The sequence below is a fragment of the Sphingobacterium sp. UBA865 genome, from assembly GCF_002295765.1.
GTDB classification, from domain to species: domain Bacteria; phylum Bacteroidota; class Bacteroidia; order Sphingobacteriales; family Sphingobacteriaceae; genus Sphingobacterium; species Sphingobacterium multivorum.
On the sequence record NZ_DBGB01000002.1, the window covers coordinates 1 to 23052 of the forward strand.

The 23052-nt window shown below is 41.6% G+C and carries 21 protein-coding genes and 1 pseudogene; 15 read left to right on the forward strand and 7 right to left on the reverse strand.

Going from position 1 to position 23052, the window contains the following annotated elements:
* Positions 1–405 (forward strand): annotated as a pseudogene (locus tag B2O97_RS01205) (hypothetical protein); the annotation flags it as partial.
* A gap of 453 nt (positions 406–858) precedes the next feature.
* Here B2O97_RS01205 and B2O97_RS01210 read toward each other — a convergent pair.
* Positions 859–1344, reverse strand: a complete 486-nt coding sequence (locus tag B2O97_RS01210) for a hypothetical protein (RefSeq protein WP_182983091.1) — start codon at positions 1342–1344, stop codon at positions 859–861.
* Between the two features lie 876 nt (positions 1345–2220).
* Between B2O97_RS01210 and B2O97_RS01215 the strand changes: the two genes are divergently transcribed.
* The 4 genes from B2O97_RS01215 to B2O97_RS01230 all read left to right on the forward strand — a co-directional run bounded on the left by B2O97_RS01215 (position 2221) and on the right by B2O97_RS01230 (position 7761).
* On the forward strand, positions 2221–2604 hold the full coding sequence (locus B2O97_RS01215) for a hypothetical protein (protein WP_286766745.1): 384 nt from the start codon (positions 2221–2223) through the stop codon (positions 2602–2604).
* On the forward strand, positions 2601–3215 hold the full coding sequence (locus B2O97_RS01220) for a TlpA family protein disulfide reductase (protein ID WP_286766746.1): 615 nt from the start codon (positions 2601–2603) through the stop codon (positions 3213–3215). Before B2O97_RS01215 ends, B2O97_RS01220 begins: the two co-directional genes overlap by 4 nt.
* Positions 3212–6358 carry a SusC/RagA family TonB-linked outer membrane protein gene (locus B2O97_RS01225; protein ID WP_286766747.1) on the forward strand — a complete coding sequence of 1049 codons (3147 nt, stop codon included), beginning with the start codon at positions 3212–3214 and terminating at the stop codon, positions 6356–6358. Before B2O97_RS01220 ends, B2O97_RS01225 begins: the two co-directional genes overlap by 4 nt.
* An 83-nt stretch (positions 6359–6441) precedes the next feature.
* A complete protein-coding gene (locus B2O97_RS01230; RefSeq protein ID WP_286766748.1) occupies positions 6442–7761 on the forward strand; it encodes a RagB/SusD family nutrient uptake outer membrane protein in 1320 nt (439 codons plus the stop codon).
* Positions 7762–7826: 65 nt separating this feature from the next.
* Here the strand turns inward: B2O97_RS01230 and B2O97_RS01235 are convergent, their stop codons facing one another.
* On the reverse strand, positions 7827–8222 hold the full coding sequence (locus B2O97_RS01235) for a hypothetical protein (protein WP_286766749.1): 396 nt from the start codon (positions 8220–8222) through the stop codon (positions 7827–7829).
* 314 nt (positions 8223–8536) lie between these two features.
* Positions 8537–9508 carry a helix-turn-helix domain-containing protein gene (locus tag B2O97_RS01240; protein ID WP_286766750.1) on the reverse strand — a complete coding sequence of 324 codons (972 nt, stop codon included), beginning with the start codon at positions 9506–9508 and terminating at the stop codon, positions 8537–8539.
* 325 nt (positions 9509–9833) lie between these two features.
* Between B2O97_RS01240 and B2O97_RS01245 the strand changes: the two genes are divergently transcribed.
* The 10 genes from B2O97_RS01245 to B2O97_RS01290 all read left to right on the forward strand — a co-directional run bounded on the left by B2O97_RS01245 (position 9834) and on the right by B2O97_RS01290 (position 18699).
* Positions 9834–9962: a hypothetical protein gene (locus tag B2O97_RS01245; protein ID WP_286766751.1), complete on the forward strand. Its 129-nt coding sequence runs from the start codon at positions 9834–9836 to the stop codon at positions 9960–9962.
* A gap of 84 nt (positions 9963–10046) precedes the next feature.
* The gene (locus B2O97_RS01250) at positions 10047–10970 is read left to right on the forward strand and encodes a hypothetical protein (protein ID WP_286766752.1); all 924 of its coding nucleotides are present in this window, start codon (positions 10047–10049) and stop codon (positions 10968–10970) included.
* A 179-nt stretch (positions 10971–11149) separates the two neighbouring features.
* Complete coding sequence (locus tag B2O97_RS01255; protein ID WP_286766753.1) at positions 11150–12178, forward strand: hypothetical protein; 1029 nt, start codon at positions 11150–11152, stop codon at positions 12176–12178.
* Between the two features lie 26 nt (positions 12179–12204).
* Positions 12205–12978, forward strand: coding sequence for a LytR/AlgR family response regulator transcription factor (locus tag B2O97_RS01260; protein ID WP_286766754.1), 774 nt, complete (start codon positions 12205–12207; stop codon positions 12976–12978).
* 66 nt (positions 12979–13044) lie between these two features.
* A complete protein-coding gene (locus B2O97_RS01265; protein ID WP_286766755.1) occupies positions 13045–13326 on the forward strand; it encodes a hypothetical protein in 282 nt (93 codons plus the stop codon).
* A gap of 313 nt (positions 13327–13639) precedes the next feature.
* Entirely contained in the window at positions 13640–14218 is a 579-nt protein-coding gene (locus B2O97_RS01270) for a hypothetical protein (protein WP_070570023.1), read from the forward strand.
* Between the two features lie 3 nt (positions 14219–14221).
* Positions 14222–14674 carry a DUF5675 family protein gene (locus B2O97_RS01275; RefSeq protein WP_286766756.1) on the forward strand — a complete coding sequence of 151 codons (453 nt, stop codon included), beginning with the start codon at positions 14222–14224 and terminating at the stop codon, positions 14672–14674.
* A 23-nt stretch (positions 14675–14697) separates the two neighbouring features.
* Positions 14698–14976 (forward strand): hypothetical protein, encoded by a 279-nt coding sequence (locus B2O97_RS01280; protein ID WP_286766757.1) that lies wholly within the window; start codon positions 14698–14700, stop codon positions 14974–14976.
* A 516-nt stretch (positions 14977–15492) separates the two neighbouring features.
* Positions 15493–17514: a glycoside hydrolase domain-containing protein gene (locus B2O97_RS01285; RefSeq protein WP_286766758.1), complete on the forward strand. Its 2022-nt coding sequence runs from the start codon at positions 15493–15495 to the stop codon at positions 17512–17514.
* Positions 17515–17604: 90 nt separating this feature from the next.
* Positions 17605–18699, forward strand: a complete 1095-nt coding sequence (locus B2O97_RS01290; RefSeq protein ID WP_286766759.1) for a PAS domain-containing sensor histidine kinase — start codon at positions 17605–17607, stop codon at positions 18697–18699.
* Between the two features lie 143 nt (positions 18700–18842).
* On the opposite strand, the gene B2O97_RS01295 is transcribed toward B2O97_RS01290, so the two are convergent.
* The 4 genes from B2O97_RS01295 to B2O97_RS01310 all read right to left on the reverse strand — a co-directional run bounded on the left by B2O97_RS01295 (position 18843) and on the right by B2O97_RS01310 (position 23045).
* The gene (locus B2O97_RS01295) at positions 18843–18989 is read right to left on the reverse strand and encodes a hypothetical protein (protein ID WP_317195281.1); all 147 of its coding nucleotides are present in this window, start codon (positions 18987–18989) and stop codon (positions 18843–18845) included.
* A 664-nt stretch (positions 18990–19653) separates the two neighbouring features.
* A complete protein-coding gene (locus B2O97_RS01300) occupies positions 19654–20646 on the reverse strand; it encodes a phosphodiester glycosidase family protein (RefSeq protein WP_286766760.1) in 993 nt (330 codons plus the stop codon).
* 2 nt (positions 20647–20648) lie between these two features.
* Positions 20649–21461 (reverse strand): DUF4397 domain-containing protein, encoded by an 813-nt coding sequence (locus tag B2O97_RS01305; RefSeq protein ID WP_286766761.1) that lies wholly within the window; start codon positions 21459–21461, stop codon positions 20649–20651.
* An 18-nt stretch (positions 21462–21479) separates the two neighbouring features.
* Positions 21480–23045, reverse strand: coding sequence for a SusD/RagB family nutrient-binding outer membrane lipoprotein (locus B2O97_RS01310; protein WP_286735659.1), 1566 nt, complete (start codon positions 23043–23045; stop codon positions 21480–21482).
* Between the last annotated feature and the right edge of the window lie 7 nt (positions 23046–23052).

Below are 23052 nucleotides of genomic sequence, written 5' to 3' on the forward strand. Positions count from 1 at the left end.
GTAGTATGGTGCGGAATATGCAAAGACAATACGCCAACTCATTATTGCTTCTTTAAGCTGGTTTCTGAAAAAGATTTTAATAGTCCTTATAAAACTCCTGAAGAAAACCAAGAGGACTATAGATATGCGAAAATAAAGCAAGAACTTAAAATAGAAGATTTGATTAGATATGGGATACATGCCATAATGATAAAAGAGTATTCAGATATTACTCAAATTCTTAAAGATTTAGAAAAAAAGATAAGGAGAAAAAACGTTTTTATCTCTGGAGCAGCTCATGATTATTCGCCTTATACCGAATCGCAAGCCAAGGACCTTATTCACTCCTTGAGCTATGCATATTCCGGTGATGTTGACCCCTTTCCGGCGATACTGACCCCTCTGTATCCGCTTTGTGCTGTATAATGGGATAGGCTTTTTTGTTAACGGTGGTAAACTGCTTATATGCCAGTTTTTTCAAAGCCTCATTTTCCATTACCATTACCAAATCACGGGTTTTCATTTTCATCAGGCTGTGCTGCGGAAAATCCGCATCAAATACGGCTACGTTGTATTTATTTTGAGCCATTTCCGGAAGGGAGTGGCTTTTCATTTTAATGATAGAGTAGTTGTAAAAAAAACTCCCCATTCATCAAGTGATGCGAGAGGAGTACCTTTTATAAACTAAATATATTATGAAAAAAATCTGTTTTTATGTAGATGGGGTTGACTCTTTTAGTAGTAAAGCGCCCTAATAAATAAGGCGCTTCGCTAGATGTTGGTATATTTCAACCGGCTGATCTAATATAGAAATAATTTTTTGGAATTGGAAAAATAAAAATATTTTTTTATGTCTGCTTCTCCATTTTTTGAGCTGGCTTAGCTTAACCCAATTATTGGTCGCTCGCCATCGCGATAGAAGTAGTCGAAGAGTTGACTTGGTTTACACGCTAGAGCTTTAGAAAGGCCATATATTTCATCCGCATATAGTTCATTAAGTTCTCCTGAGAAAAGTCTATTAAATCTCTTCGCAATAATTTTAGAGCTATCACTAATTTGATTCTGGCTATTTATATAAGGATTGATCAAATCGTGAAATAAGTTTTCATTCTTTTTTAGACTCGCTAAAATATGGCCCTCATGTTTTCTAAAATAATTATTACAGAAAGTATCAATATCTTCTCCTAAAAAAATCAAGGTCTTATGAAAGATTCTGCCGTCTAGTTTGGGAGAGCTCTCACTAAGAAGATTTGATATTTCTTTAGATTTATTTTTTAATTCAGATTTATTTTTAATCTTTTTCTTAAGTATGGATAAAATATATTTGGAGAATTCTTCGAGTTTATTTGATTGATATTCAGTCATTTTTATTTGTTTTTTAAAATAAAAAGTCTCAAATGGGACTAATATTGATTTTTATATTTATATTTGTCTTATAATCAGTTGATCTGATTTAGTCTCGAATACGAAAACGACGAAATTTCAATGACGCGAGACGTAGGGTTTGCGAACCCCCTGTGCTTTTTGTATTTTCGCAAAAGGAAGGGGCAAGCTCCCCTATTGGAAACTGTGTCATGGGTATTCGTCGTACCTCGTATTTAGTGGAAGATAGTGGGGCTTGCCTCTTTTATATTTATAGATGCTTGCGTCTTACTTCCCCTTTGAGACTCTTATTGATAATCCAACTAGTAAATTATGAGACAAAAAGAGTCATTAACCACAACAGAATGGCGGCAGATTAAGAATCAGCTTCGTCAGCTTGCAGTATCACTGCTCATCAAGAACAAATACTGCCCACCAGAATAGCTCCTTAAAAGCTTAAAATTAACAATGGCCGATAGCCCCTGGGTATCGAATGGATATAAAAGCCGTAATGGGCTTATTATAGCATACCAATTGTTGATTTTGCCGGCCTATTTTTTTAGATCCACGCTCTAAAATTGAACAGCCCTCATCTCTTTTATCTTCGCACTTTAAAAGTAAGGGTTTCCGATTTCAAAAGCAAAGATTTGAGAAAAATACTGTTATAGAAATTCTATAAAAAAGGTCGGTTTTTTATTTTACCAACGGACGCGGTATCGTCTCTATCAAATTAGGTGTAACTGTCCTGCACCGCGCCCGATAACCTATTTCTTATTTTTTAACCGCTGTGACCTGAACCCATTCAGGTTCCCACAAAAAAGCTGATTTCGGTCGGATAGGGAATGCTATGTGCTATGGTCACAGCTAAAAACTAAACACATGAAAGCCATTTATGAAGATCTCCTGCATCTCGACAGGCCATTCTATGAGATCCATGAAGACAGTTACGATCCATTGAAATGTATCGAAAACCTTTGGGATCATTATTCGCTAGTCACGATACGCGAAAACCTCTATGCATTGGATCTCAAATGCAAAACCCTCGGCGAAGCTACCGAAAGCAAATTAGAAGCTCTACAGCAAACGTTGTTTTTGTCGGATATTTTGCGCGCGCTAATAGCCTATTTCCTGACGCATAGCCGCCATTTAGATACGGGCCAAATTAGACTGTCAGCTCTGGAAGCGAATCTGGAGGAAATCAGACTGACCAAAAAAATCAACGATTTTTTTCAATCCATTGACCAACCTAAAACCTTAAGATGATGAAAACAATACTATATAATTTATACAAGGCTTTTAAAAGCAAACGAGCACGAGCGATGCTGCTGTGTTTGGTTTCTATGTTTAGTTTATCTGCCCAAACGCCCCGCAAGGACAGCGGGGCCAATGGGCTTAATATTGCCCAGCCTGTCATGCTAGGATTTAGGGTGCCAGAAGAGTTTTGGTCGCACGAGTTCATGATCTTTGAGAACGGAAAATATACCCGTCAAACTCTCGAAAAATATCGTGGCAAACCGCTGATTCTGGACTTTTGGGCAACTTGGTGTACTTCCTGTATGCCCAATTTTTCTAAACTTGACCGTTTTAAAGAGCGCTATGGCGATAAGATAAATTTTTTGCTCGTCAATAGTTATGATAATGATACGGTAAAGGTGGCTGATATCTTTATTGGTGAAAAGTATGCTAAATATCGTACGAAAACGCCCTCAATAGTTTTAGGTAGTTATTTAAAACAGCTGTTTCCTCATCAGGCGGTGCCGATTTTTGTCTGGCTGGATGATTTTGGGCGCCTAGGGGCCACATCAACGTCTGACTTTCTAAACGAAAACCAGCTTGAAGCGCTGATCGCTAGAAGGAAAGGAGCGAAGAAATGAAATCGTTACTTATCGTGTTAATTGTACTATGTGCGAGTAATTTATACGGCCAAATAACTTTGTCAGGTAAGGTCCGGAATGAAGCAGGGGACCCCATCCCCCAAGTTATAATACAAAATGGCAAAAACAAATTATTAGCGACCACTGACAATACTGGTTTTTTTTCATGCGCTGTTTTAAAGTTGCCCCTACTGATCAATAGCAATAAGCTGGGGTATAGGCCGGATACCTTGTTGGTGACAAGAGACGAAGCCCTGAATATTGTGCTGAAAAGAAACCTTATACAGTTGGAAGAAGCAGTGGTGTATAGTGACGGTTTTCAAAAACTGCCACGAGAAAGGGCTACCGGCTCTTTCGAACAACTGAATGGTGAATTGCTCAGGAGAAGGGTGTCGACGTCAATACTAGGTCAATTGGATGGAACGGCGACGGGATTACAGTTTGATAATCGAACTAAAAATGCACAACTGAATATTCGTGGTCTAAATTCGTTTTCAGGGGCTAGCATAGCGCCATTGATTGTCGTAGACAATTTTCCATATGAAGGCTCTCTGGATCAGATTAACCCTAATGATGTCGAATCTGTCACCTTGCTCAAAGATGCGGCTGCCACTTCGATCTGGGGAGCTAGAGCCGGCAATGGTGTTATCGTGATCACTACGAAAAAAGCAAGTAATGGGTTTCAGGCCACCTTTTCTTCCAATTGGACTTTTCAGGCCCCTGAAGATCTTTATTATACGCCGGTCGTAAAAGCTACCGACGCCATCGATGTGGAAATGATGCTATTTGATAAGGGGTATTATAATAATCTCTTTACTAATCCGCTTTCACTAAGAAAGATTATTCCATCGCCAGTAGTCAACATGCTGCAAAAAGCCAAGACAGGCGTTATTTCTCATGAGTCAGCAATGCAGTATATCGATGGCCTGAGGGATCAGGATGTGCGTAAAGACAGGGAACGGTTTTTTCGCTGGGGCGGCCTACAGCAGCATTACCTGCGTATAAATAGTGGCTCACCACGATCTGACCATAGTCTTTCCGTTGGATGGGATAGATCCCTAGCAAATGAGTTAATGAAAAGTGATGACCGCATAAGCTTGAGACAGAATAATGTTTTTCGGATTGGAAGCCGCCTGCAAATCCAGGCGGATCTTTCTTACGCCACCAAGACTTTGAGGTCTTCACTCGGAATAAGTAATTACGTCACTTATCCATATACAAGACTTTTTGACGATAGTGGCAATGGTATCACACTGCCTTATTTATTAAACCCAGACTACGTAAAGAGCCTGGCTGGAAGTAAACTGATGGACTGGAGACTAAATCCTTATGATGATCTTGCACAGAGTCAATCTCGGGGCAATATTGCTCATATGGCCGCAAATCTAACCACAACATACAAACTGATAGGAGGGTTAAATATGCAGCTAATTTATGGACTTGAATCCCAAAAGTCCAAAGGGCGGGCGCTATACGGGGAAAATAGTTTCTTTGCTCGTGATATCATCAATAAATTTACGCAGGTGGCTCAGGATGGAACGGTAAAGTATATTGTTCCCAAAGGTGCTATTGAGGACCGATCATACAGTGAGATGATCGGGCATCGTGTACGGGCACAGCTAAATTATGATAAAAACTGGAATGATACTCACAAACTAAACTTCCTCATCGGATCTGAATGGAGCGACCGCCAATCGCAGGGCAACTCGTACCGTAATTATGGACTGGATACGGATGTGCTGACCGTGAAGAAAGTGGACTATGTCAATGCTTATCCAACGTATGATAATTTGTATAATAATGCTTATATCCCCTATAGTGGATCGAATAGCTCGGGTGTGCAACGATTTATATCTATATATGGGAATGCGGCGTATGCATATAGAGGGAAATATATCGTAACCGCATCCATGCGTAAGGATGGCAGTAACAAGTTTGGCGTAGTGACCAACGAGCGCTGGAATCCACTGTGGTCAGCGGGAGTAGCCTGGAATTTATCAAAGGAGTCATTCCTGAAAAGCTACACATGGTTGAATAGCCTGCGTATTCGAAGTACTTATGGTACAAGCGGTAATATCAGCGTAGGCGCAACACGTGATCCAATCATGACCTATTCTAGTGCCGCTAATTATACAAATTATCCCTTTGGAATTATCTCCATTCCGCCGAACCCCAACTTAAAGTGGGAAGAGGTGCGGACCTGGAATAATGGAGTAGATTTCACTATTCTTAAGAATAGAATTTCAGGATCATTCGAATGGTACGACAAATGGTCTCTTGATCTGATAGCACCGGATCAGATCGATCCGACGACAGGATTTGCAGAGGTACAACGCAACATCGGTAAAATCAGGGGTAAAGGTTTCGATGCCAAAATCGAAATTTCATCTTTGGGGTCAAGCCGGCTGCAATGGCGTGCGACGGTAGGACTTTCTAAGTCTAGTAGTGTAGTCAAAGATTATAAAGGAGCACTATATTCTTCTTCCGTATATGTAGAAAATAATGGCGGAATAATTAATCCGATTATCGGAAAAGAGATGTATCCTATTTTTGCTTACCGATTTGCGGGGTTAGATCCTGAAAATGGCGACCCGCAGGGTTATCTACATGGTGATCTTTCTAAATCCTATGCCAAAATGATGAACGATTCGCTCCAGTATATGAGGTATTATGGAAATGCACTGCCTAAATGTTATGGCTTTTTTAGAGGTTTGATTGCATGGAAATCATTATCAGTGACTTTCTCGATTAACTACAAATTTGGATATTACTTTAAGAAAAATACAGTGAGCTATGCGGGCACTTCCATCACCATGGGTGGTCATAGCGATTATTACGACCGATGGCAGCAGCCTGGCGACGAACAGTGGACGACTGTACCATCTATGATCTATCCCGGAGATGCGAATCGGGACCGGTTTTACCGGTACTCCGAAGCGAATGTCTTAAAAGGGGATGTAATCAGGCTGCAAGACATCCAACTGAGCTATGGTCTTAGTAAGCTTCCCGTGCGTTTGACGGCATCGGTCAATAATGTGGGGATATTATGGCGGGCCAATAAAAAAGGGTTGGACCCAGATTATTTTGCTACGCCACCCAGTCGTATTTATGCAATAGGTATTAATTTAAACTTACAAAAATGAAAATGATATGTTGTTGGTCAAGAATTGCAAGGGCTATATGCTGTTGTGTGTCAATGCTATTTTTGCTATCCTGTAATAAATTTTTGGATAAAAAGGCGGAAAGCTCATTAGTGATTCCCAATTCGTTGTCCGCTTTACAAGCTTTGCTGGATAACAATAATATAATGAATGTGTATATGGGGTCTGGATTGGCAGAAGTGGGCACAGATGATTTTTATATTTCTGGTGCTTCCTATAATGCGCTCTCCGAGTTAGAAAAGCATGCTTATACTTGGCAGCCCTATGCTTACTTCACAATAGCGGAAAGAAATATGAATTACTCCAATATATACCGCGTAGTTTTTAATGCCAATACGGTATTGGACCAATTAAAGAAAATGGATGACCGCAATAAGGAAACGTATAACTCTATCAAAGGAGCAGCGCTTTTTTTTCGTGCGTATGCTTTTTATCAATTGGCTCAGGTATACTGTCCAGCTTATAAAGGTGGCGATGCCGAACATAATAGGATGAATCTGGGATTGGCATTAAGACTGTCTCCGGACTTTGAAGAAAGATCGTTTAGGTCTACTCTAGAAGAAACCTATGTCCAAATAGAGAAAGATTTGCTGGCGTCTGTCGAACTGTTGCCGGACCGGGCCGAAATTGCGATGCGACCTTCTAAATTGGCTAGCTTGGCGATGCTTGGACGACTTTACTTAACGATGGGGGCTTACGACAAATCGTTTGTTTACTCAGACCGTGCACTCACTTTAAATGCTGCTCTTATGGATTATAAGGATAGAAGTTTTCAAAGTGCGACTCCTTTTGAGATCTTGAACCCGGAGACGATATTTTTAAGTTATAATGCGACGGTCTTTGCAATAGACCCAAGTATTGCGAATGTTGATACGGCATTATATCGCAGCTATTTGGATGACGACCTCCGAAAACTCTTATTTTTTAACCTTAAATCGGACGGAACTGCTGCTTTCAAAGGTAGCTATGTCGGATTTTATAATTCGGTCTTTTTTAATGGTATTGCAACAGATGAGCTTTATCTCATCAAAGCTGAATGTCTGGCCCGACAAGGTCAGCTTGAATTGGCTAAAGCAACATTGAAATTGTTACTGGATAAAAGGTATCGCAATGGTTTTACCTTTCCTGAAACAATACATGGACAGGATGCAATCTTACGCTATATACTCGACGAGCGACGGAAAGAACTTTTATTTAGGGGATTGCGCTGGACCGATATTAGAAGGCTAAATTTTGATCAGCGTTTTAAAAAAGATTTAAAGAGAAATCTTTCTTTTGAAGGGGGGGAGAAGACTTTTCAGTTGCCTGCTAATGACCAGCGATTCACATTTCAGCTCCCAGAGGATGTAGTCCAGCTTTCCGGTATGCAGCAGAATCCACTTTAAAGAATCAGGGCTATCCACGTAATTTGGACAGCCCTGTTTACAAACGTTTCGATCATTTGTTCTCACTAATTGGCACGAAAGGATTCAACGGTCTCATTTGGTGTACTTGATGAAATGGCTGATTGGATACGTTGCTGGACAGTTTGACTTGTTCCTGGTACCATATAATTAAGATCTATAACACCTGAGCTTGGACTTGTCTCGGGAGCATTTAAGTTACAAGCCGTTTGTGCTAGACCCGGGCATGTTGAACTTTTACCTTCTGAATATTGTGTGGCATCGCTAACATCATTGTTCGAAGGGTTGGTCGCCCCATCGAAATGCCATTCTTTAAGTTCAGGTTCGGTTTTCTCTATTTTAAGTTCAGTTTTTTTTGTCAACGCATTTACGCCTAGTACGATTCCAAATGTCATCACACCAATACTCATGGCGCCAATGATTCGTTTTGCAATTTTTTTCATTTTTTTATGTGTTTAAGTTTATCCTTGTCGCTTATCCTTATTATCCTCCTGGATCGGCCGTGGAGGTGTTTCCTATTGACCGGCTGGGCATCTCCCTGTCCTCCGATCTGTTATCTTATACCAAAGTTACTGCAGTGATCAGCTTAAGATGTATGACTTTTGGGGAGCTCGTCGTATGATTTTTTGTGCGATGGCGCCCGGTCTCTTCTTTGAGGTTGTATTTCTATTACTGAATGGTAGCGCTCATTTTTGGGACGAGAGGTCTAATTTCAGGGGCAAATGCCAAATATGGTGGGATGGATAGGAATGTTTGTTTATTTATAAGCGCTCGGGCAGATGCCCGTCTGTTTCCGAAAAAAAACTGAAAAATTCTGCTGGGACCCATAGCCGCAATAGTTTGAAACTTCCTTGACCGAATGCCCTGCAAGAAGTAGATCTTTTGCTTTTTGAATTATAAGCGTGTTCCAGGTCTGTCTGGGAGTCTCACCATAGACGGTTTTGTACAACTTATCCAATTTACTAATGTCAATCTGTAGCTGGTCGGCAATAGCCTGTATCGAACAATTGCTAAATGTCTGCATCACCTGATCCCGGATCATTTGTTCGGCCCTTTCGGCTAGGAATTGATCGGGATCTATCTTTTCATAGTGTTCAAAATTTTTATAAATGGCGATATCAAATAGGTCATAGACAAGTTTTACAGCCATAGCTTCATTGTCTTTATGATAATTGAAAAAATGCTCTTCAATTCTAGAAAGCTGATAGCTTGTCTTTTCTTTGATTGGCCATATTACACTTTGGTAAAGTCGCTTTTTGTCGCGTAGATGTGCTGTACTGAATTTAAAGAGGAAATGGTCTTCTTTAAATATGGCTGATCGTATATACCCTATATCGACCAGAACTCCGTAGATCAAATATTCTCCCTGCATCAGAAGAATTTGCATCTTCCCTTTGGGAATGTAGGCATAAGTATCATATCCAGAAGGCAACTGCACGTGACTATTATTTGCTGAATGTTCTATGTTAATGGTCGAAACGGAATACCTATTATACAGCAGATGATAATCGGATTTATCGGTTTGCAGGGACAATTGAAGCGTTCTTTGCACGTGGGCCTGCACGCGATAAAATATGACGCTATGGTAATCAATATATTCTTCTAGCAATTGGATGCTCGCATCCTCATAGCGCTGTAACTGTGAATCGGGAAGCTTGGGCAAAAATGCTCTTACTTGTCTGGAAAACTGGGGCACCTCGGGCAATATAAAATGAAAAGTTTTGATCATTGGATATACAGTCAATCGGGTTTTATAAAGGGCTCAATCCATGTTTATAAAAGTAAAATCGAGGACTGAGAAATACCTAAAAAAATGATAGATGACCTATTTCTGAGGAAATCATGCACAAAAACAAGGATATCTGACCTCTTTTTCTGTTCCTTCGTCAGTCATTGTCAATATGCCTTCTTTTTTTGTAACCTATCATTCTTTTCCTTTTTTTGAAAGATTTCAGCCACATTTGATCGTTAGCTAATACAATTTTAGTGCTGTACAGCCAGCGGGAGTGGCCTGACCCGTATCGTTGCAGGCCGATGTTTAATTCAATTCAAACATGAACGACAACATACAGACAAGTGATCAGATCGTCGAACTGGGGTTAACTTTGCCTCAGATGATGCAGCTATTTCCGGAAATGGGAGATGTCGTTGACGATGAAAAATGCTGGGTAGAAATACCTTAACGCTAATTCAGCATCGCTTTCCGTCGGAAGGCGATGCTGTTCACTGATTGAATAATAACCTAATTTTTCTAGACCACAATTTAAATGAACAATAATCAATTGACCAAACCGTTTTGGTTTGCCAACGTATGGAATTTTTTTCCGGAATTTACGGTAGAAGATCTTGAAATAAATTACCTGAGATGGAGCGCTTACCGAAAGTCTTTTGCCAAGATGCTGCAACCCGTCCAACTGGACCGAATGCTGGACGCCTCTTGTCTTGAAATGCTTCCAACTGATCTTAGCGGGATTTTCATCTCTTTCCATTATGGCCCATACCGTCTGATACCGCGCTATCTGCTTGCGGCAGGCTATAAAATCTCTGTACTAGCTTCGCCCGGTATCATTAAAAAGGAACAAAAAGAGACTGAACTCCTGATGCAGCTAAACAATCTCGAAGCAGATAGCCTGCGCTATATCGATGCTTCAAGACGTACAGTGCTCAAAAATATACTTTCGGACCTAAATGAAAAGCGTTTGGTGCTGGTATACCTTGACGCGGACGAAGGGGTGAATCGCTTGGCTGCTAAAGGGACCCGATCTTTGCTTAAGGTCCCCGTCGCAGCTAGTGGACTGTATTTCCACGCGAGTATCGCCGAGCTTGCCTTCCGGTTTCATATTCCCCTCTCTTTTCTGCTGATGGAAAAAAATGAGAACAATGGCCTGTGGAATCTGGCTTTATCAAAAGGGCTGCGCTGTAAAAGAGCGGAGCAACCTGATGGGTTTATGAAGAGGTTCAAGGGAAAATTAAACAGGGCGATAAACCGCATTGTCATGAAGGAATGGACAGCATGGGAAAACTGGCCCTTGATTCATTTTTATCATCCGGATCTTAAAGAGAGAAAGGTCGTTTCACAAGATGCACTCACGTGGGTAATGCCTATATATTTACAAGAACGTGCCTTTTTTTTCGACGTGAAAAATCGTCAATTTTTCGAACTAAAAACGGGTAATTTGCTAAAAGGGTAAAAATTATGAAATGAAGTAAGTGAGTTGATGTATAATTTCTTGATAGGGATGGTGTTTCCTTTTGACGAAATATTATTTTTAATTAATTTATTCTTTACGCTTTGTTTTTTGTAATTTAAGTGTTCAAAGTACACCAATTATAGAAAAAACAATTTAGCCAACGTTTAAAATAGGATATAATGGAAGATAGACGGACCAAAATAACCCAGTTTTTCACGCGGAGATACATCTTATTTTTTATCGGAACAGGATTCTTGCTGCTGCTGCTGTTCAAATTGAATATTCAGGTTTGGCATCGATTGACCATGCGACATCTGTTGGCCTTAACCGGACCATACTTGTTTTCATTCGCTATGTATTGGCTGGCGATAAATTTATTGCAGTTAAGTTCTATTTATCTTAAACTGGTCATACTGCTTGTGCTGGGCTGCTGGCAATACCTGAGTATAGATTTCTGGGTGTATTATACCTACTCGTGGCTTCCTGCTCACGGCATTTCATTTGCCGGAAAACTGACGGATTATCATTTGATGCAATTCCACAATCGGATCATGGTAGGCAATTTATTGGTACTGGGGACAGCCTTAATTGTACACAGCGTTTTTAGAAATTGTTCCTATTGGCTAAGGTTTCAATTGCTCACCATGGAATTGGATGCCGGCAGGCTGGCGGGACGTCTCTCTAAGCATTTCGTGAAAGAATGGATCAAGATCGTGCAGCATAACAAATTGCTGCACCGAAACGATACACTGGAACTATTTCGATACATCATTGCAGTGACGGCAAACCGGAAAGTCAAAGTAGCTATTGCCGAAGAATGGAAGCAGCTCAAGGTGATGGCTTCCTGTTTTACAGACCGCCTGATGCTATTTAAGGGGGAAGAAGTCCTCCTTGCGACCGATTGGAGCCGCTCTATCATTGCTGCATCCATGCTCTCGTGGTTTGAAAATGCCCTGAACTATAGTCCTCGGGGAGCACAGGGTCAAATTATCATGGAATGGACGCGGGTAGATGGTCAGTTGCATTTCCAGATGATCAATTATGTCAGCGGCAAGCGCTCAGCGGGACATACTGGGGTGGGCAATAAGTTGCTGCAGGAATTATTTGATGCGGTATTGCCCGGAACATATCGGATTGAATATCGCGAACAAAATACTATTTTCAGCGTCCAGCTTACGCTGCTCCAAAACTACCAAAAAGCGATTTAACTGAGTATTTTATAAAATAATGCCATATGCCAATAATCCCTATTCTTATCGTTGAAGATTTTCGACCTGATGCTGAAAAATTAAAAACTCTTTTAGAAGACACAGATTTGGATCTACTTATCGATGTGGCGGATAATAAAAAAGATGCCTTACGGAAAATCAACTCCGGCAAGTATGATGTAATTTTTATGGATGTTGTGCTGGACCAAAGGGCCGACGATACCTTGCTCAATGGAATGGATCTTTACCAGTCTATCGATGCCAAGAAAAGACCTGAGGTCGTATTTGTGACAGAGCATGAAGCGTTTTCGCTGCGCTCTTATCATTTGGATGCGGCGGACTTTATGCCCAAACCGGCTACGTTTCCGATGGTCTACAGAGCGCTAGAAAATGCGTTTCGCCGTTTGGCTGTTCCGATCAATCTTAAATGTGTGCCACAGCCTGAATTCGCCTTTATCGAAATGACCGATAAAATGTGTCAAAGGGTACAGTTCAGTGATATTTACTTCGTGCAGAAAGTGAAAGGGGACAATGAGCTGGCTTTTTTCGAAAGAAATATGAGATTGGATGGGTTTGGCAAACCAGTGCCGCGAAAGGCAAAAAAGACCATAAAAGAGATTGTTGATTTTCTACCGGCAACCGAATTTGTTCAGGTGGATCAATCGACCCTAGTCAATATGAACTTTATTGTTTCCTTTTTGAAGCGTAAAATTGTGATGAGCGAGGGCCCTCAGCGCTCGTTCGCCGTGACCCGCAGCTATATCAAGGAACTCCGGCAGAAGCTGCACGTGATCGAATGAGCAGACGGATAGTAGGGATGAATTAAACTGAATTAATAAACCGAATGATAGTCAAAATAAACTAAGATGATGGAAAAATTTTTTGAAGAAGTAAGATCCGAACTACGCGCGCTCGTACAGGCGGTGCAGGTGATCGCCAAGGAAGCGCGCCAGGTAAGCCAAAACCTGATCAATTCAACGTCCGAACTATTGGATAATACCGATATAAAAGAATTACTGCATATCAGGGATACCAAATTGGGGCAGATCAAACCCCAGCTCCCGGGCTACAATCTGGACGGTAAGGATTATTACTTTAAAAATGAAATCATTGCCTATATTAAGGCAAATCCCAAAAAGTACAAGTAGCGTGGAAGAGACAATTGCCCGGATTTTAGAAGTGCCGGATCTGGGCAATTTTACGCTTCACTCTAGCTTGACACAAGAAACACACTACCTCGACTAAACGATCACCCTACCTTAGCCCTTGTTAAGCTCAAGGATAACCCATGTGCAGGTGTCGTATTTAACCGTTTTCCATCGTATTCTACCGTATTTCACCGCAGTTAGCTGTAGCTATTGACATCGCTTGCTTTCGAGTGCATATTTGTATCGTCAACGCAATGATGGGCGCCCTTTGTTGTGACAGTCAACAGATTATTTAACATTAAAAACACAAGTAATGGCAAAATCAAAAGGTAATGTCGTCATGGAGGGAGCATCAGGGACAGTAGGCAAGATGCTCGTATTTCGGCAACGTGGCGATCAGACAATCATCGCCCGCAGACCGACTTTTCAAAATAAAAAAGCACCCACAGTTAAACAGCTTGATGTACAAAATCGCTTTATGGATGCTTCGTTATACGCTCGTACGGCGATACAGGATCCTGACCTAAAGGCGGCCTATCAGGCCAAGGCTAATATCAACCAGACCGCCTTCAATGTAGCCTTTAAAGATTACTTTACGGCACCGGTCATTCGTCGTTGGGACGATAGTGGATACCAAGGCAATGCCATGGATCAGATTTTATTTATGGTAAAGGATGTGATGAAGGTGGTGAAAGTACAGGTCGGAATTTTCGATGCAAATGACTTGGAACTGGAAGTAGGGATGGCGCAGGACATGGACGGACAAGGGGTATCCTGGATGTACCAGGTGCAGGCCGATAATTCGAATTTCGAAAACGCGAAGTACCGGGTAACCCTAACGGATACGCCCGGGCATGAATATACCTATGAATTAGTATATGGCAATCCGTAACGTATGGAACTGACACTCAAACGTGTTCGGCAGGGGAATAAGAGTACCCTGTCCGAACTCTACATCAACGGAACTTTCCAGTGTTATGGTCTTGAAGACACCGTGCGCGATGTAAAGATAAAAGGCCGGACAGCTATTCCTGCGGGAACCTACAAACTCGGGATCAACAGGAAGGGCGGGATGAATACCGCTTACAAAAAGCGCTTTCCGGATATGCACGAGGGGATGATCGAAATTAGTGCTATCCCCAATTTCAGTCTCGTTTATATTCATATCGGCAATACGCATGAAGATACGGAAGGCTGCCTGCTGGTCGGAACCTATTTTCATAAAAGTAATGACGATTGGGGTGTCTATCAGTCGGCCGAAGCCTATAAACAGTTGTATGAGACAATTATTGAACAGGTAAAAATGGGGCAAGTCACCTTAACGATCGAGAACAAGTTTACAGCCTAACGCGAGTTAAATACAAACGAAATATGAAAAAAATCATAGATAAAATTACAAAGGTCCTACAGGTGATCCTGCTGGCGCCTGTTAAGTTGCCAAATAAGGCGTTGAATATCGCTAAATATATCGCGCTCGGGCTTGGTATTGTAGAATCTGTCCTAGAAAAAGATAAGGACGAATCAGTGACAGGGGACAAAGCTTTTTCTGCGGACGTGCCGGATAACAGCCGACAGGAGGTTGATCGGGATAAGGATAAGAAAACAGTTGCCGGAATTCTTAAGGAAGGGGGGACGGATGCGCTGGAGTGATGTTAAACTTTCTACCATTGGCGGCTCTATTTGTGGCGTCTGGGCATCGTTTTCAATAGGAGGACTACTGTACAGTGCATTAACTGCCCTTGTCGGGACACTCGTCAGCTTTTTGTTGAGCCGGTTGTTACATCGTATGTTCAGGAAGAAATAGAACTTAAAAGCCCTGCTTCTTTTTGGGAGCAGGGTTTTATATGTAGTAGATGTAGGTCGTTTATATTCGTTAGTCCTTCTTAACAGTTATACGTTAAGTAGGAAAATAAATGCAATTTGAGATGAGCTGTCCAACTGCAGGGATTGTGCAGCTGCACTATTAAATTGGAAATTCATTAGCAGTACACTAAAAAAGAATAAGAAAGATCGTATTTTTGCTTGCATATGTTTAGCTATCCCGTTAGCTAGTCTCAAAAGTGCGGCATAAAGAACTGGTTTCAAAGTGCTTTAGTAATTAAATCGGGATTTGTTTAATCGGATTATACTGCTTGAAAGCAGAATTAAAAAATTAATAGACTTTACATGAAAAAGCTGCTGCTTACTTTGCTCCTCTGTTACTCAGCTGCTGCTGGAGCGCAAACCGAACGCGTGAATGTCTTCTTAGGATCTTCCGGTGACCATGGCCAGCTTTCGCCGGCAGCGTCCTCTCCTTTTCACCAATTGAGTATCGTACCTTATACTAATCCTACAACGCATACAGGATACGAGTATCTGGCCAAGGAAATTAAGGGGTTTACCCACAATCGCCTGGAGGGGGTGGGCTGTATGGGCAGTGGAGGATTGATCCTGATTAAACCATTTATAGAAAATGATACAAAACCTTTGAATAAAGTCATTGAGCAGGCCAGCCCGGGTTATTATACGGTAAATACAGCAGAAGGCATTCAAGTTGAAGTCGCTGTTGATAATGATTTTGGCCGGGAACACTATCGCTTTCCCGCGGGGAGAAAAGGTTTTTTTATTGATTTGGAACATGCTTTCAATGGAGCTTTTGTTGACAATGAATTTATTCAAGCGGGTAATCTCCTTGTAGGTAAAATGCGTGCGAAAACGACCTGCCATGTTGGTGTCTATACTATTTATTATGCGTTGGAGATTCCTAAAGCCAGGGGATGGCGAAAAGAAGGAAATAAGATATGGGTGGATCTAAAAGAGGAAGCTTTAGTCGCAGATATTAATATCGCTTTTTCGGCTGTGAGTAAAAATGATGCAAAAATGGCGATCTCAGCATACGCTAAGCTAGATTTTGAGACCATAAAAAAACGCGCGGCTGATCGCTGGAAAAATTCCCTTTCAGGGCTCAAAGTAAAGGGCGATCCGGATAAAGTAGATCTTTTTTATTCCTTACTATATCGCAGTTTGCAATCTCCCTATAGTATCAGCAACTCGCAGGGCGATTTTTGGGGAACAGACGGAAAAATGCATCGTTCAAAAGAGAAACGTTACCACGGCTGGGCCATCTGGGACAATTACAAAACACAATTACCACTTCTGGAATTGCTAGATCCCCATATGTATCAAGGCATCATCACGTCTATAGCCGACCTTTATCGTTATGGGAAATATGATTTTGCTGGCCCGCATGAACCTGCCAATTCAGTCCGGACAGAGCATGCCGCAGTGATCCTGCTGGATGCGGTCAGAAAGGGATATGAGGTTGATCTTGCTGGTATCAGAGACTCCTTGGTAGGTGATACCGCCCGCTTTGATTTTAAGAAACCGGACAAATACCTTGAAGCATGTTATGATATGTGGGCAATGGCCAAACTTTTTCCGCAGGAGCGCAAGACCTACCTGGGACGGGCAAAGTCATATCGAACTATTTGGAATAAAGATTTTAAAGATCTGACAAAACGGGATGTAGATCGTATGTCTGCGCGTGATATGTATCAGGGCACAATCAGGCAATATCGATGGAATGTACCCTTCGATGTCGCTGGATTAAAGCAGCTCGCAGGTGGCGAGGAAGACTTTCTGCGGGAACTAAATGAATTTTATGACGGCTATTATTTCAACAGGGCGAATGAACCGGACATGCAATCACTGACTTTGTATAATGCGAGCAAGTCGCCTTGGCGTTATCAAGAATGGATACATCGCATCGCTTTGGATACCACCATTCAATATTATTTCAACGACAATAGCCGAGGAATCGGAGCACATATCGATCGGATTTATAAAAATGAGCCGAAGGCTTTTGTGCGGACGATGGACGACGATGCCGGCGCGATGTCCAGCTGGTGGGTACTTTCGGCCATCGGATTGCAACAACCCTTGATCGGTGAGCCTATTTTCTATGTTAGCGTACCTTTTTTTGAACGGATTATTCTAGGCAATGGTTCAAATCCGCTGATTATTGAGGTGCCGAATGCGAGTGACAAAAAACGTTATATTAAATCAATCCTGCTCAATGGTAAGGATTTAGGGCGTTTATGGATAACACACGATGAGCTCAGAAAAGGGGGGACGCTCTCTATTGAATCTACGGAAAATCCTACAGATTATGGGGTGGCTAATAACTGGATAAGTAATGTCAACGACTAGTTTTAATCACTAAAACAGCTCCTCGAAATGGAGCAAGGATTTTGGCACTATTTTATCAGCTGTAAAAATAAAATAATTATATTAGCGTATATGAAAATTGCAGCTAATTTTCTGATGTCTGTTTTGGAGCAGTGCCCTAGTGCGATCGCAATTTTTGATAGCAAAGAGCTAAATATTGCTTTTGTTAGCCAAGGGATGCTGGATATCTGGTGTGTGGATCGCTCCATCCTGGGGCGTAGTTTTTGTGCATGCTTTCCAAATTTTAAGGAAGAAGGTTTTTCATCCATTTTGAAAAATGTATGGAAAACAGGAATTGTCTATCAGGCTGAGGATACACCCGCTTATATTGTTCATGATGGCACGAAAATACTGCGATATTTTAATTTTGAATATAGACCATTGCTTGACGAGGATGGGAAAACCTATGCTATTATGCATACTGTAAGTGATGTAACGGGCCGGCATCTTGCTTACAAAAATGTGAAAGAAAAGCAAGAGCAGCTTATGTTTAGCCGCGAATTGGACGTGCTCGCCAGCACATTGGCACATGATCTGAAAAATCCATTGTCTGTTTTGAAAATTGGGAATAGTTTTCTGAGTAAAAATGTGGGTGTTTCCGTTAAGGTAAGTAAAAAATGGTTTGAAACCTTTGCGGCATCTATTCAAAATATAGAAAGTATTATAAATCAGACATTGCAGCTTGGCAAGATACGCCGTGCCGAGAAAGAAGTTGCGTGTGTGGCAATGGATAAAAAAATAGGCAATTGTATTGATGAAATTAAACTGGTATATCCCGACAAACACATGGAATTCGTATTAGGAGATCTATTTCCTTTGTATACGGATGGTGGAATCGTTTATCAGGTCTTTATCAATCTCATTGGTAATGCCGTAAAATATGCAAAAAAATCAGGAGAAGCTTTTTTGCATATTTACAGTGAAAAAGCTGACAAGGGGGTCGTATATTATATCGAGGATAATGGCATTGGAATTCCCGGAGATGAGTTGCAGAAGGTTTTTCTTACGAATGAACGGGCGAGTAATACGGCCAAGGTTGCTGGAACGGGAATCGGACTGGCGTTGGTCAAACATCTCATGGAACATATCGATGGGACGATTCATTTGTCGAGCGAACTAAACAAAGGTACCGTAGTTCGCCTATTTTTTCCGGTTTCATCGCGTTAACCCGTTTAGCGATCGCTTGTACCGCAGCTTTGATGCTCCTGATTTAGCCCAGTCAAAAGACTACTGTACAGTGCATTGACTGCCCTTGTCGGGACACTCGTCAGCTTTTTAACCACATCAGACTCTGTGTTTTGTGCTTCGGTCTATATTTTGGTCAAAATCGTCATTGCTGCGGTCAAAGGTGTACAACTGGCAAAATTAATTTCCTCCCAGGATTTTTTGCCGTTTACAGCCTTCTCTGGGTCTTTCGCCTCCAACGAGAAGGAAACCATCTTTAGGCTAAAAAACATACCAGAAGGCTATTCATCACTACCGAAATATTTAGATATTGAGAATTTAAGTTATAGGGATGAGGTTCTTGGGTATATTTCTGGTAATCAGCTGGAGATTGATTGTATCTTGTTGTAGAGAGTGCTCAAAAAGTACATTTTTGATGGAAACATGTGAAATAAAAAAAGGTTTTCAGTCGGGGAGAATGAAAACCTTCAAATAACCAATTATAAACCTATTAAGGTGATGTAAATATATGGATTTTTTATTTCTTTTTCAAATTTAATCTGTTTTTTTTTGATAATTTTTTAGATCAAAAGGGATTTTTATGGATATTTTAATTTATTATGTCTTTTATTTATGAGTTTTCTACTAATATTCTGTGTTTTTTTGTTAAAATGTGTACTTATTTGTGTCGGGTAGGTGTTTTATTTGCTTTTTTTACTTCGAATGTAGTGTGTGATGATGTTTTATCTGGTTGTAATCGTTTAGAAAGTGTTAAATTTTGTCTTAAAGCGAATTTTTTACGCAGGTAAATGTTCATCTATGTCTAGTACATGCTCAAAAATAATTTTAGGACGGGTCAAGGCATGGCTAAACGTTCAGCAGATGGCATGGCGAAGGGTAGCGATTTAATCAGCTACTCCAACTTGTATGTAGAGTAGCTGATTTTTTAAAAACGATTTATCGCTTCACAAATCCAATACCACTGATGCTTGCGGATCCGCCTGCCGTTAGGGGTTTAGATACTGTATTCCAGACCACGGGGTTGAATTGGTCATTGGTGATCGTCTTCTGGACCATAACACTGGTGGTGCCACTGTTTAATACAAAAGCATCATGACTGCCTAAAGCACCCATCAAAGCAGAAACATCATTTAAACTGATGCCAACTGAAAAATTTGTGTCGCCACCATCAACAACCAAGGCATACATCGTTTTATTGTCTGCGGACAGGCCAATGGCTGTTACCGCTTGAACAATGGCTGCTGTAGTCAAAACGTTATAACCCCGGTAACGAACCCAGTTGGTACCGGATACCAGTCCGCTAAATTGATTCAAATCATAAGGCTCAAAAGCAAACTTGGTGGTATCGGGACAATTGCCAATATAAGGCGAGCCATCTTTGCGTATGGCAAAGAAAGGCCTGGTCTTTTCTTTGGTTTTTATATTACTGGTCGATACATTGATCTGCCGACCATTTTTAATGTAAGAGTAGGTCGTAGCTAAAGCGGCATTGATAGCCGATAGAATCTGCCCCCCCGCCCGCGGTTCATTATACTTTGCCATATCGCCAATTGGCTGACTAACATATAAATAATCGTCAAATGCACTCATAATTGAAGGGAATACCGCTTTGGATGAAAGGTCTACTGTTAGCAATTGAAAACTCACCCGTTGATCGAGCTTATTCAGATAACGTATATGGGTGCGTGTAAGTCCATCCGTTACTTTGACGGATGAATCGACCAAAAACGTTTTGATCAGGTCAGTCCGTTCCATAATCGTTTTGGTGACCGCCTCCATCTGTGTATCGTTGGGGATTGTGTCTGTGATCGGATTTTCTACGACCTTATCATCAAAGGAGGGATAATCATCCCTCTGTTTGCACGAATTAGCTATACCCATACAGAATATGCATAGCAGGGCAAAACTAAAAATTGTTTTTCTTTCCATATCTATCGAACTAAGAAAAATGAAACATAGGGCTTCATGATGGTACTGGTAAATCCATCATAGCCTAAGGCATAAACAACATACGACCTGCGGTCAAGTATCGCTCCGGCATTGCTATAAGAGGCGATTACTGTACCATTTGTTACAGGTGAGCCGGCTTTGCGGATCTTCCATGTCCGTGTCGCAATACGGTTCAGTTGAAAGTAGGGGCTGGTCTCTAGGTATTTAACGTCTTTGGCGACAAGTGAATCCTGCACCGCAAGGGCATCCGCGCTTCCAGTTGCTGCAGCGCCATAATAGAGATCAATGGACGGGACATTGGGCATCAGATTGGTAAATCGGTATTTTGCTTGTGTACTGTCGGGCCGTGTGAGGTCTTCTTCATTGAGGATCATTTTTGTATTCTGCGCTGTGTCTGTAATATGAAGGGTATAGCGCTTGCCGGCACCAAAGTTTACGGATGATTCGGCCAATATAATGGAGTCGCGTCCATCATCGGTTTTATGTGGAAGGGCAACCTGTACTTTCACATTGCCGGCCTTCCATTTTAAAAAGTCGGGTCTGGAGTCCCCGCGGGTGTTGTACCCGCCGCCGGGAAAAGGCTCACGTCCCCGGATGAGCGAAGTGACGCGCTGGTCATCAAATTTGACATACATATAGCGGTCATCGGGATAGATAGATGCCATATTTACCTTCACAATGACATCATCGGGGCCGAGAAACTCTACTTTTCCAAAGTCTTGAATGGACTTCTCGCAAGAATATAGGGCAAATGCACCTAAAGCAAGAAATACTATTTTTTTGAAATTCTTCATAATTTTTTCTTTAATCCGTTAATAAGTTGAAGTGACAAACCAGGTCGGCTTAATCACATACTCCGGCTCTAGGGCGCCCCATCGTTCAAGCTCTGAAGCATTCCATACGTACTCCGAATTATAACGCGGCCGGACGCGGTAACAATAATCATTGTAAGTCAGCTGGCTGCCGGCCAATGGAATAAACTGCTTGAATATTTCCGTGTTATAATGATATTTTCTTAAATCACACCATTGTTCAAGACCTCCCCAGCCCCATTGCACAATGTACTTTTGTCCCATGATGTCTGCTAAGGTCAAATCAGCAGCAGAGAGGGGTATTTCTCCTCCCTTGATATAGTTATCTGCTTCAACAGAAGTGATGACTTTTTCGTTGGTGGTATTGATGTACTTATTGACGAAGTTTATGTGTGCATAAATTCCTTTGATGTATGCTTCATAGGCCTTTGCGGCATCGCCTTTGATAAATAGTGCTTCGGCCTTGACCATTTGCAGCTGCGCGTAGGTCATCAGCGGAAAATCAGCTGCGTCCCTAAAGATAAATTTGCCCACGCCGCTACTGACGTCTCCAAGGATGTTTGGAACTGTTGTGTTGGATACATTGGGATCGCCGCCGATGTAGATGCTGTCAACCGGATTGTTGATCATTAACATGCGCGAAAGACGTGGATCGGTCGATACTTTCGGGTTTTCAATGGGTTCACCGCGCAATCCTCCGGTGAGGTAGCGTACGATCGGCTTGCCTGCCCTGTTATAATAAGATGTGGTGTAAAGACCAAATCTGGAGCTTACCACATTGGCTGTTTCCGATTTATCACCGTCAAATTTAACGCCTGCATCATCGGACGGCGAATCAAATGAACGGTCCACAAAATAGGCAATGGAATCGGCATATTTTTCTTTAAAATCGGGTTTGTTGACCAAGTGAATGTACTGAAGTGCTTTTAAACCGTAGACAAACTTTCGCCAGCGATCCATATTTCCCCGAAATAGATTATCGCCTTTTTTTGAATTCAGGTTGGCACTATAATCGACAGGGCTTTTTTGATCCAGATAATATAAAGCCGAGTCACACCATACACGTACTTTAGCATATACTTCGGGCTGGTCATTATATTTGAAAGATAACTGCTGTGTACGCAAGGCTTCATCGAGAATAATCGGGCCGTGGTAATCGGTGAGCATCTGATAGCCCCAGGCCTTTACGGCATAACCGATCGCGGCGTATTCATATTTTTGATTGACTATTGCATCGTTGATCATCAGCTGCAGGTTGAGTCCATGATCAAAATAGACCATACGCCACATCACACCGCCAACATCACTTTGCTGCGGGAAACCATGACGTTCCCAGATCCGGGAGGATTCGTCTGTGCTCGCGCCCAAGATGGTTTGATTGAATTTGTTCATCTGCCGTTGGTCATTGGCATAACCATTGGCCATCTGATAGATAATCGGAGCTAGAAGCAATTCGGCTTTGACTAGCTGCGGGTTGGACGGATTTTCATTGATGTCCAGGTATTTTTTACAACTGCTCAATCCGGCAAGGACTGAAAAGATGAGTATATAAAGTTTTGTTTTCATGATATAT